Origin of the sequence: Alteripontixanthobacter maritimus, assembly GCF_003340475.1 — a bacterium.
Taxonomy (GTDB): domain Bacteria; phylum Pseudomonadota; class Alphaproteobacteria; order Sphingomonadales; family Sphingomonadaceae; genus Alteripontixanthobacter; species Alteripontixanthobacter maritimus.
This window is the reverse complement of sequence record NZ_QBKA01000002.1, coordinates 2,223,929-2,233,626: the sequence shown is the minus strand read 5'-3', so window position 1 is coordinate 2,233,626 and position 9,698 is coordinate 2,223,929. Positions and strand designations below refer to the sequence as shown.

At 62.8% G+C, this 9,698-nt stretch carries 13 protein-coding genes; all 13 read right to left on the bottom strand.

Features of this window, described 5'->3' with window-relative positions:
• Position 1 precedes the first annotated feature (1 nt).
• Positions 2 to 442 carry an NlpC/P60 family protein gene (locus HME9302_RS11015; RefSeq protein WP_115367051.1) on the bottom strand — a complete coding sequence of 147 codons (441 nt, stop codon included), beginning with the start codon at positions 440 to 442 and terminating at the stop codon, positions 2 to 4.
• 10 nt (positions 443 to 452) lie between these two features.
• Complete coding sequence (locus tag HME9302_RS11010) at positions 453 to 1,268, bottom strand: DUF2163 domain-containing protein (RefSeq protein WP_115367050.1); 816 nt, start codon at positions 1,266 to 1,268, stop codon at positions 453 to 455.
• Entirely contained in the window at positions 1,265 to 3,598 is a 2,334-nt protein-coding gene (locus tag HME9302_RS11005; RefSeq protein ID WP_115367049.1) for a DUF2460 domain-containing protein, read from the bottom strand. The genes HME9302_RS11010 and HME9302_RS11005 overlap by 4 nt, the downstream gene beginning before the upstream one ends.
• A gap of 73 nt (positions 3,599 to 3,671) precedes the next feature.
• Positions 3,672 to 4,268 (bottom strand): tail tape measure protein, encoded by a 597-nt coding sequence (locus tag HME9302_RS11000; protein ID WP_115367048.1) that lies wholly within the window; start codon positions 4,266 to 4,268, stop codon positions 3,672 to 3,674.
• Positions 4,269 to 4,274: 6 nt separating this feature from the next.
• Entirely contained in the window at positions 4,275 to 4,502 is a 228-nt protein-coding gene (locus HME9302_RS10995) for a phage tail assembly chaperone (protein WP_115367047.1), read from the bottom strand.
• The gene (locus HME9302_RS10990) at positions 4,499 to 4,825 is read right to left on the bottom strand and encodes a gene transfer agent family protein (RefSeq protein ID WP_115367046.1); all 327 of its coding nucleotides are present in this window, start codon (positions 4,823 to 4,825) and stop codon (positions 4,499 to 4,501) included. Before HME9302_RS10990 ends, HME9302_RS10995 begins: the two co-directional genes overlap by 4 nt.
• Positions 4,822 to 5,229, bottom strand: coding sequence for a phage major tail protein, TP901-1 family (locus HME9302_RS10985; RefSeq protein WP_115367045.1), 408 nt, complete (start codon positions 5,227 to 5,229; stop codon positions 4,822 to 4,824). Before HME9302_RS10985 ends, HME9302_RS10990 begins: the two co-directional genes overlap by 4 nt.
• Positions 5,230 to 5,269: 40 nt before the next feature.
• The gene (gene gp17, locus HME9302_RS10980) at positions 5,270 to 5,671 is read right to left on the bottom strand and encodes a tail completion protein gp17 (protein ID WP_326833169.1); all 402 of its coding nucleotides are present in this window, start codon (positions 5,669 to 5,671) and stop codon (positions 5,270 to 5,272) included.
• 169 nt (positions 5,672 to 5,840) lie between these two features.
• Entirely contained in the window at positions 5,841 to 6,386 is a 546-nt protein-coding gene (locus tag HME9302_RS10975; protein WP_115367044.1) for a head-tail connector protein, read from the bottom strand.
• A gap of 116 nt (positions 6,387 to 6,502) precedes the next feature.
• On the bottom strand, positions 6,503 to 7,687 hold the full coding sequence (locus tag HME9302_RS10970; protein ID WP_115367698.1) for a phage major capsid protein: 1,185 nt from the start codon (positions 7,685 to 7,687) through the stop codon (positions 6,503 to 6,505).
• 59 nt (positions 7,688 to 7,746) lie between these two features.
• Entirely contained in the window at positions 7,747 to 8,142 is a 396-nt protein-coding gene (locus HME9302_RS10965) for an HK97 family phage prohead protease (RefSeq protein WP_115367043.1), read from the bottom strand.
• Entirely contained in the window at positions 8,139 to 8,447 is a 309-nt protein-coding gene (locus tag HME9302_RS10960) for a DUF6127 family protein (RefSeq protein ID WP_115367042.1), read from the bottom strand. Before HME9302_RS10960 ends, HME9302_RS10965 begins: the two co-directional genes overlap by 4 nt.
• Complete coding sequence (locus HME9302_RS10955) at positions 8,444 to 9,658, bottom strand: phage portal protein (RefSeq protein ID WP_115367697.1); 1,215 nt, start codon at positions 9,656 to 9,658, stop codon at positions 8,444 to 8,446. Before HME9302_RS10955 ends, HME9302_RS10960 begins: the two co-directional genes overlap by 4 nt.
• Between the last annotated feature and the right edge of the window lie 40 nt (positions 9,659 to 9,698).

The window sequence follows — 9,698 nt, the reverse complement described above, 5'->3', positions numbered from 1 at the left end:
GTCAGGACTCCGATGCGGCGGACATCCGCCATTGGATTTGAATTGGCCAGTCAAGCGGTCTTCGGCAGGACACCACACGGCGCAAACCGGCATGGGCGTGTACGACCCGCCATTGGTCCAGCATGACAACCAGATGATGTTGGGCGGGGCCGGGGCAAACCAGCAGTATGTCGCCGCGACGAATTGCAGCTTCGCTTCCGATGAACTGCTGAAGACCGGCAGCTTTCGCGAAAGGTAGCAACGCCTCGATATTGAGGTTGCGAAGGCCGTAATTGCGGGGGGCTTCTACTGGAAGGCCGACCGTGTTGAAGCTGGCCGCAATCAGACCGACGCAGTCGATCCCGAAACGGGGATCGCGCCCGTGCAGGCGAAACGGCGTGCCGACGAGCGCTTCTGCTGCGGCCGCAAATTGCGAAGCCTTGTTCTGGCTTGGGACACTCATGGCTTGGGGCTCATTGGGCGAAAGGGGTGCGGGTCAGCAGGTCGTTACCCGGCAGGAACGGTTCGCCCTGGAAGTTGATGGCATTGCCGAACCGGTCTGCGCATGTCGCGAGGGTATGATCGCATCCCTGGCGGAGCCGTACCCGGGCGTTGGCTGGAGTATTGATTGCAGGAGGTCGTTCGAGGATCAGCAAGTCCTCGTCATTCTGCAGAATACGCACGGAAAGGCCCACTTGCGGGCCGTCCAACCATGTCAGCGTTCCGTAAGCATAAAGTGAGCTGTTAATACTAGCGGCGGTAATCGTACTGGCGTCGGCATCGAAAGTGGTGACAGTCGCTTCCACCGTGAACCGAGCAGGCGACAGGGTACAACCCGGACCACAGAAACGCGCGCGGCAGGTCGGGCTGGTTCGAGGTACAGGGTCCGTATCCAGCGCAGCCTTGGCAGATTGCAATTGCGCTGCGTATCGGCCCGCCTCCCCGCTCACGGTACCGATCGCACCGCGATACAGGATCGCATTCTCCAGCGTTTCCCAATCGACTGCGCCGACGGCCACTTGAGCCCCGTCATACCGGCCGTCGGCCAGATCCTGCTGAGTAATGGTGTCGTGCGAAAGCGCACCTTCCATCTCGGCGCTGTCCTGCGAAAGATCGCTGCTACGGCGGATGGCGGAAGGTAGCATTCCTGGCGCGGCGCGGTGCAGCACTCCGTCGAACCGCAGATCGCGATCATGCCTGGAAAAGCCGAGCGTGACTCCGTCGCGTCGCTCGATTCGCCAGAAAGTAGCCACACCTTCCAGTTCTGAAGCGAAGAAGGTCCGGCTCATACCGCCTCACGGATTTCGACGAGCGGTATGCTGGGGGCTTCACCGGCGGTGAACGCAGCCCCCGTGATGTCGATACGGTCTTCGGCGAAGCGTACGGGCACATCGAACAAGAATCCCGCTCTGATGATCGCGCCTTCGGCTGGAGCGTTGCTGAAAGTAACAAGACCGCCCGAATCGAGCATCCAATCGGTGTTGGCGACGCCGTCGACACTGATGGCCACCGTTTCAATCCGCGCCCGGGTGATAGGCCGGATTTGCGGCTCGGTACCGGCATCTTCGCCATAATGTTTTACGAGCGCGTAGCTTGCCCGCAATCCGTCTCCGATACCGATCTGCTGGTCCAGCATGGTCGGGGAACCGGTCATTCCGTTCGAGCTGAAATCGAACGGATCGGCTAACCGGAACCCACGCGCCGCACCGCGTCGGGCTCGGAAGAATGAGATCAGGGTGCCAAGTTCGTCCTGGCTGCGAATACCTGGCCCGACATCGAAGCGCAGCCGCGCATCAGACCAGAGAGAATTGCGGCGCTCGTGGCCTGAAGCGGTCACGACCACGCTGGTTGAGAATTCCGGGCTGACGCCGGCATCGCGGCCCAGCGCGAGCGGGTAGAGAACATCGTCGAAAGCTTGCACCTGATCCTCCTGTGATGCAGCGAGCCGGGTGTAACCGTCCCGCGAAATCTGCGGCAGCGCCCATACGAAGCGCCGCGTGATGCCGCGCGATGCGGCTTCGTCCAGCCCGGCATCGATGCGCAGCCAGTATTCGTCGGCGTCGCTTTCCTTCAGCACGAAGCCGGAAAGGTAGTCTTGTTTGTCCAGGGGGTAGCCAAGCCGTGCATCGACGGTTTCATAAGCTGTCCGGCGCAAGGCATCGGCCCCGGCTGTCAACCAGTCGTAATCCTCCAGTTGAAGCCGGTCGAAGGCCGGGTAAGCCCAGGCCTCGGGCAGGTTGGCGCGGCGAAGTTCCGGTACGGCAGGATCCAGGACGGTCGGCGTAAACGCCAGCAACAGCACCTCGGTGTCCGGCCCACCTTCGGCGCGGACAACATCCGCCAGCGCGAGGGTAGAATCGGCAAGAACCGACCCTGCGAAATCCAGGTAATCCTGTTCCTCGCTCGTTTTCGGCCCGCGAATGTCGGTGATCAAAGGCACGCTGCCGCCAGCCAGTTGTTTTACGAAATAATCGTAGATGCAGGGCTTGCACGTGTTCGGCGTAACCCACCACCACGGTTCGCCGATCTGGAACCTTACAGGCAGGTCTGATGCCTTCATCAAGTTCACGAAATTCTTCGCGACCGCTTGCAGCCAGTCGTTCACCTGTGTTCGGGCGGGGGTCAGCAGGGCCGAAGGCGGAACCCAGCCGGTGCGCGCTTGTTCGCCGTCGAAAGCAAGCTGCTGCCAGCTGTGATGACAATCCGCGGCGAACAATTCGTAGGACAGCGACGCAATCGCCTCGAAGCCCAAGGTCTTGCACTCGGCGAAGAACGCTGCGTGCCAGGATATTGCAGGTGTGCATAATGTGCCGTCGATGGCAGCCAGTAGCTTACCTTGGTAGTCGGGCGCGAGCCGGTAGAAATGGCTCATGCCGACATAATGCAACACGCTGCCGCGATAGCCCAAGGCGCGGATAATGCGGAGCAGGCGCTGTGGTGTCTGGTTCAGAGCGTCGTCATAGGCGGTCGCTATCTGTTCGCCATGCGGTGGCAACATGACGTCGCCGATCGACAGCATGGGGCGGTCCCCCTCGCAAACAATATTCGACAGCGTGACCGAAGCGTCGGTGCGTGCAGGTAGGCGGTCCGTACCTCCTGCCTCATATCCCGGCGGCGCAAGGCTGATGAACATCCGGTCGATGCTGGATGGGACGACGGCTTCGCCCGGGAGGGTGTAGCCGCTTTGCAGCTCGGAGAAAGGCAGCGTAACCGTTGCCGATACCGGTGAACCCACAGCGTAATTCCAAAGCCGCACATACCAGCTACGTGAAGCCCCGGTTTCGTCGCGCCCTTCTATGGTCAGCGTGGGACCATTCGGCTGGTCCAGCGGCACCAGACCCGATGACTGCCAGTCGAAGCGCAGAACCGTGCGCGAGTAATCCTTGTCGGTAACGTACGCCAGCAACGGGTGGTCCAGCGTATCCTCGCTTTCCCAGATCAAACCAGCCAGCTCGCCTTCGTGATGGAACTCGCAATCCACTCTCAGCGCATCCGGCCCGGTGGTCACCACCGAAGCCATCATCGGGCGAGGAAAATTTACCGTCCAGAACCTGGGATCGAAACGCTGGATGAAATCGGTCGTCTGCCCACGCGGATCGCGGGCCAGCCAGAAAGCCATGGCGTGGTTCCTTTGTCGGTATAAGCTAGAAGAGGATACATCTTGCGCAGCACGCGCGTCGCGCAATGCGGTATCAGTCGTTGAAAGCCCGCCGGACAGCGCTGGCCATCTGGCGGGAAGATCGCTGCATAGCAGCCGGGGCGGAGGTCCCGCGCGGGGCATTCAGGTTGATCGCTACGCGCACATCGCGCCCGCCCCCAGCTAAATTGCCACCGTCCATCGTTTCTACCCTGCCGGAGCTTGTCGGGACGAACATTTCCGGTCCTCGCTCACCCACCAGATAGCCGCGACCTGGCGATACCGGTCCGCCGGTCGCGCGTCCGGGCAATCCCAGCAACGAGCCGAACGCTCCGGTAACCAGAGTGCCGAGACCGCCAAGCAGGCCGCCGCCGGCAGCCCCTGCGCCCGCCGAGCCAGCGCCGCTCAGGGATCGCGCCATTTGTTCGGCAATTTCACCCAGCGCCTGGAATGCAACCCGCTTCAAATCGTCGAAGCCGAGGCTACCGCGCTTGATGGCTGACATCAGCCCGCGTTCAAGCACGTTTCCGGCATCACGGAAGCCATCCACCAGCGTGCTGTCGAACGTGCCGCGCATGGCCGCGATATCTTGCGCGAAACCCTGTGTGCTGGCGCGAATATCGATTACCAGCTCGTCCAGTCCGTCATCCATTTCAAATCATCCTGTGTCTTGTTGCAGCAGCCGCTCGAGATCGGCGCGGCTGATGAAATCCGGCGCGCTTTGCATGGGTGCGATTGCGGTCAGGAGCTCAGCTGGGGTGGCCTGCCAGAATTCTGCTGGGCGCCAGCCGAGCGCCCGGGCGGCCAGACCAGCCAGCCGCAGAGTGCCGGGCGCGAAGCGGTCGCTGTATTCGGCAGAGTCCGCCGGCGCTGTTTCGGTGGTCACCCGGCGCCTTGCAGAATCTGGCCCAGCAGCAGGCGTAGCGGCTTCGCGCTTCCTGCCAGGCCCGCTTCCAATACCGCCTCACCGACAAGTTCGCGGGTCAGGCCTTCCTGCTCGGCCAGACAGTGCCAGAATAAAGCGGCCATTTCAGTTAGGCGGAGCTTGCCTTCGCCAGCCCGCTCGACGAGTGCGAAAAGCGGACCCAGCTCCTCCTCCGCTGCGACCAGCGCGGTAAAACTCGGTCGCAGCAGTCGCGGCCGGCCAGTGACCATCAGGATCGCTTCACCGCGTAAGACATTTGCGACCGGTTGGGGCAGGACGGTCATGCAGGCAGCACCGCGCCGGAGCTTTCCAGCTGCAGTGTGTAATTGCGTTCACCATTGAAATCGCCCGCGTAATCGAGCCGCTGAACGAGGAACCGGCCGCGCAAGCGCTCGCCATCCTCGAACGACAATTCGTATTCGGCAATAGTACCGGCCAGCGCGTGTCCGCGCACCGATGCTTCGGCGGTGCTGCCAAGGAAAATGCCGCTGGCAGATACCGAAACCGAGCGCGTTCCCGCGCCCGACAACAGGTCGCGCCAACCTTGCGATTCCTTGTGGGTCACAACTACGATGTCGCCATTGACGGACATTTGCGTGGTGCGGAGGCCGGCGACGGTTTCGTAAGCAGGCGGCTGTGCGCCGTCGCCGATTTTGAGCAGGAAGGCAGAACCTTTTTGGGCGGTCATGGGCGGATACTCCGTATAATAATGGGGTCGGTGGATCGGATCAGGCAGCAGGATGCGAAAGCGTGCGGAAGCGGTATTCCAGCAGGGTCGATCGCATGTTCCTTGCGCGGCGTTCGGTGCGCGCGCGCAGGAACTGAATGCCGGCTACGGCGAAGTCTGGCTGTGCCGCAGGCAAGTTTTCGATGCGCTGCGAAATGGACGTCAACAGCGCGGCATCGCCCGCAGTCCGGTCGCCGCGCGTCGTCAGTTCGAGCGCAATACGGATTTCGCGTCCGCTATGCGTTTTCGTGCTCCAGTCGGTGGATGCGCTTGCGGCGATGCCCAGCCATGGCGCGGTGGCGGTAACCGGCGCTTCCTCTTCGATCGCGTTGAGCTCGTCATCTACGGTCGGATCACCGGCGAGCCATTGGATGAGAGCCGCGCGAAGCCGAGCTTCGATCATGGCAAATCTCCTGTAAAGTCAGGCCAGAGCAATTGCGCCTTGCGCCACCGCCTTGCGTCACCTCGCCGTGAAGCCATTGCCAACTCGGCGCTTGCTTTGGCGCGGCGGGCAACACGGGCAGCAAGAATTTGAGCGAGGGTTTCGAATGCCGTGCGCGGGATGGCGGAAATCATGCCAGCCGCATCCGGCGCCAGGGATGCCACAATGCAGCGACAGCGGCGGGAGGGATGCCGGCCGGACCATCTTCCCGCTCACGCCAGGAATGTACTGCAAGACGAATGACACCGCTCCGCAAGGCATCGGGCAACGCCTCCCAAACCGGGGCCAGCCCGGTTACGTACCGGACTACGACGCGTCCTGCCGCACCTTGCCGGATGACACGGATGCGGCCGGTACCGTCCGCGTCCAGCTCGATATCGTAGGCGTCGCTGGCAAGAGCGAAGCGCGCGCCTTCGGTTGGCAGAACTTCGACGCCGGTAATCGCTTGCACTGGCCGCGCGGCTAGCGATTGCCATTGCGCGGTCGCGGCCACGGTTTCCTCGGCCGTCACCTGCAACGGCATGATCCCGGTATAGGCTTCGCACATGTCGATACTGGCGCGCAGCACCGAAACCAGCGCCGCGTCATGCGTAACGACCGTAATGGCGAGCCATTGTTTCAGCTCGATGAGTGCCGCCCCTGCAAGGTCTGCAGGCACGATGATAGCCCGCTTCATGGGCGGTCTCCTGATGATGATGTCTGGTATCCGCGCCGCCGGGTAAGGGGGCCCCCGGCGGCGCGGAAAGGGTTCGAAGTCGCAATGGTCCGGTGGCGCTCAGGCCACCGGAGCGGTCACAACTCGATTTTCAGGAGCTTGATCGCGGCGCTGTCCAGCACCTGCCCGCCGACACGTTTGGTGGCGTAGAAGTGCACGAACGGCTTGTTGGTGTACGGATCGCGCAGCACCTGTGTGGCACTGCGTTCGGCGATCAGATAGCCATGACGGAAATTGCCGAATGCGATCGGATAGGCGCCGTTTGCAATGTCGGGCATGTCCTCCGCTTCCACCACTGGATAGCCCAGCAGGCGGTCGGGCTGGCCGTCGACCATGCCCGGCTGCCACAGGAATGCGCCATCGGCGGTTTTCAGCTTGCGCACTTCGGCCAGCGTGGTGGAATTCATCACGAAGCTGGCGCCCTGACGGTGGCCCGACTTCATCGTATGGATGAGATCGATCAGGCGGTCGTCGGGATCGATACCGAGGCCCGCATCGTCGCCGGTACCGACATATTGCAGCGTGCCGAATGTACGCACATCGTCGCCGGCCGTGCCGACAGGCGCCTGCAGGAACCCTTCGGGCATGTTGATGCCGGTCCCATTGACGAAGGCCGCGCCTTCGGCCCGGGCGAACTCCATGGCAATTTCACTGGCGAGCCAGCTTTCCAGGTCGAACCCGGCATCGTCCAGCATAGCCTGACTGGCAGCGGGATTGGCATACAGTTCGCCTGTCGGCGGGGCGATTTCGGCAAAATTGGGAGCGTCCGTTTCCGGGCGACCCGCCGTTTCGGAAACCCAGCCCGATGCAGTACCGCCGGTAGCGACCAGCTTGCGGTAACCAGCAGTACCGGTCTGGACGACTTGCGCCAGGGAGCGGATCGGGCTGATTTCCTGCAATTCGCGGGCGATCATGGCATCGATGGTGCGCGGTACGGCATAACCGCCATCCGATGGAACCTGGCCGCTGATGGACTTGATTTCGGCGGTTGAGCCGCGGCGTAGATACCCGTCGACGAAGCCTTTTACTTCGGCGCCGCTGTCGCTGGCCCCGGAAATGGCGGGGCGGGTGGCGGCACGGCCCATCTTGTCCATGCGTGCCTTTACTTCGTCCACATCGGTGCGCAGCGTATCGACGCGAGCCTCGACCTTGTCCTGGCGCGCGACGATGTCGAAGCTCTGCTCCGCGGTGTCGCCTGTGCGGAGCGGGTTTGCCGGGATGGCGGCGCCGGTCAGGGTCTGGTTGGGGATGGAAATATCCATAGGGTAGTCACCTTTCATTGAGGGTATTCGTGAGTTGGTCGTGGGGGTAAAATCGGTCGTCATTCCGGTTCGATGAAATGCACCCGCGCCTCATGCTGGAGCGGGTGAGTCACTAGGCTGACTTCGAAAATCTCGACCTCGTCGAGCGCGCGCCCGCGTTCATCGCGTCGGAAGGCACGCGCCCGGTAGCCGAAGCTCAATCCATCGATCGCGCGTTGGCGCAGGAGAAGGGCCGCGCGACTGTCGGGGTTGTCGATATTGGCGACGATCCTGAGACCGCGCGCGTCCTCGCTGGCATGTTCGACCCAGCCGATGCGCTGTTCGGGATGATGTTGCCAAAACAGGGGAAGGGGATCGATCCGTTCGCCCAGGCTACGGCGGAAAGCACCGATGTGGATGGTATCACGCGCGCCGTCGGGCACACCGAACAGGGCGGCATATCCTGCAATCTTCATCGCAGCAGCCCCGGCACGCCCAGCCTGACCGCAATGCCGATCAGCAACAGCGCGCATAGTCCGCGCACGATCCATTCCACGGCGGCTTTCCAGGCGCTGGCTTTCGCGTTTCGCCAGGCACCCAGCAATTCGCGCAGCTCGTCGAGATCGTCCTGCGCCTGCGGATCGGCGAGGCCGAGGCGGCCGAGCACGCGGTTCGCACCAAGCTCGCTCGATTCTTCCACGATAGCCCGCAGCGTGATCAGTTCCGCGCCAGCCCCGGCTGCCTGCGATAGCAAGCGCGCGAGCATGTCTTCGCGGTTCATGGCGTTTCTCCCTTACCCTGCGCGGGTTCGAGTCCGAGCAGCTCGCGTTTTTCGGTATCGGTAAGGAAATTGGCGGCACTGACCTGCGACCAGAGCTTCTCGCGGTCGTCCGCAAGGGCCGGTACTTTATCAAGGTCGATTGCGAGCTTTGCGCCTGTGAACCACGGCTCCAGCCCCTCGGACAGGCCGGACAGGATCTTGCCTGCCAGAGGCAGCAGCGTCAGTCGCCACAGCGCGCGATTGGCCTCGCGGTAATTGGCATAAGTGTTGTCGCCCGGCAGGCCGAGCAGCATCGGCGGCACACCGAAAGCCAGTGCGATATCGCGAGCAGCAGCAGCTTTCAGCGTCGCGAAGTCCATGTCCGCCGGGCTCATCGACATGCCCTGCCATTTCAGGCCGCCTTCCAGCAGCATCGGACGTCCGGCATTGGCGTGTCCGGAATAAGCGGACGTCAACTCGTCCTTCAGCCGGTCGAATTGCTGGGTCGTCAGTCCGGCGCTGTCGGGATGGTCGTAAACCAATGCACCCGAAGGGCGGGCTGCGTTTTCAAGCAACGCCCGGTTCCAAACGCTGGCCGCATTGTGGATCGCAACAGCCTGTTCGGCAGCTGCCAAACCGCCGGCCCCATAATGATCGTCTGCCGGGTGGAAGCTTTTCAGATGAATGATGTTGGGCCAGCCACCCTCGTCTTCCACTGGGATGGTCAGCGTCTTTTCAGCCAGTCGGTAGGCATAGGCACGCGGCCAGCCATCATCGCCCGGCACCACCGAAACCCGTTCGGGGCGCAGCGCGAACAGTTCAAGCGGCCGGCCCGCGCCATCCTTCAGGATCTGCACATAGCCATTGCCATGCAGCAGCAGATGCGCGGCCAGCGTCTCGAGCAGCGATTGCCCTGCGCTGGTGGCGTTGACGAGCCGTTGCAGCGCTGCGCTGTCGCCGACCTGCGAAGTGGGCGGCGAGAGCGACGCAAGCGGCGCCCCGCCAACTCCCTCGGCAACCACGCGAACGGCGCGCTGGGCAACCGGGTTTTCGATAAAGGCGCGGCGCACGCTGCGCGAATACTCGTAGGAGCTTGCAGCGCCTGCGCCGCCCGCAACGGACGTACCGCCGTCGAAGGCGACCGCCCAGGGGGATACGAACCCACGCGCAATCGGCACGCGGGCGTCGCTCCCGCCCTTGAAGGCGGAAGCGAGATTTTCGAAAAATGACATGGCAATTCCTTTGTCCGCCAATGCCCCTGCGAAGGGGTGC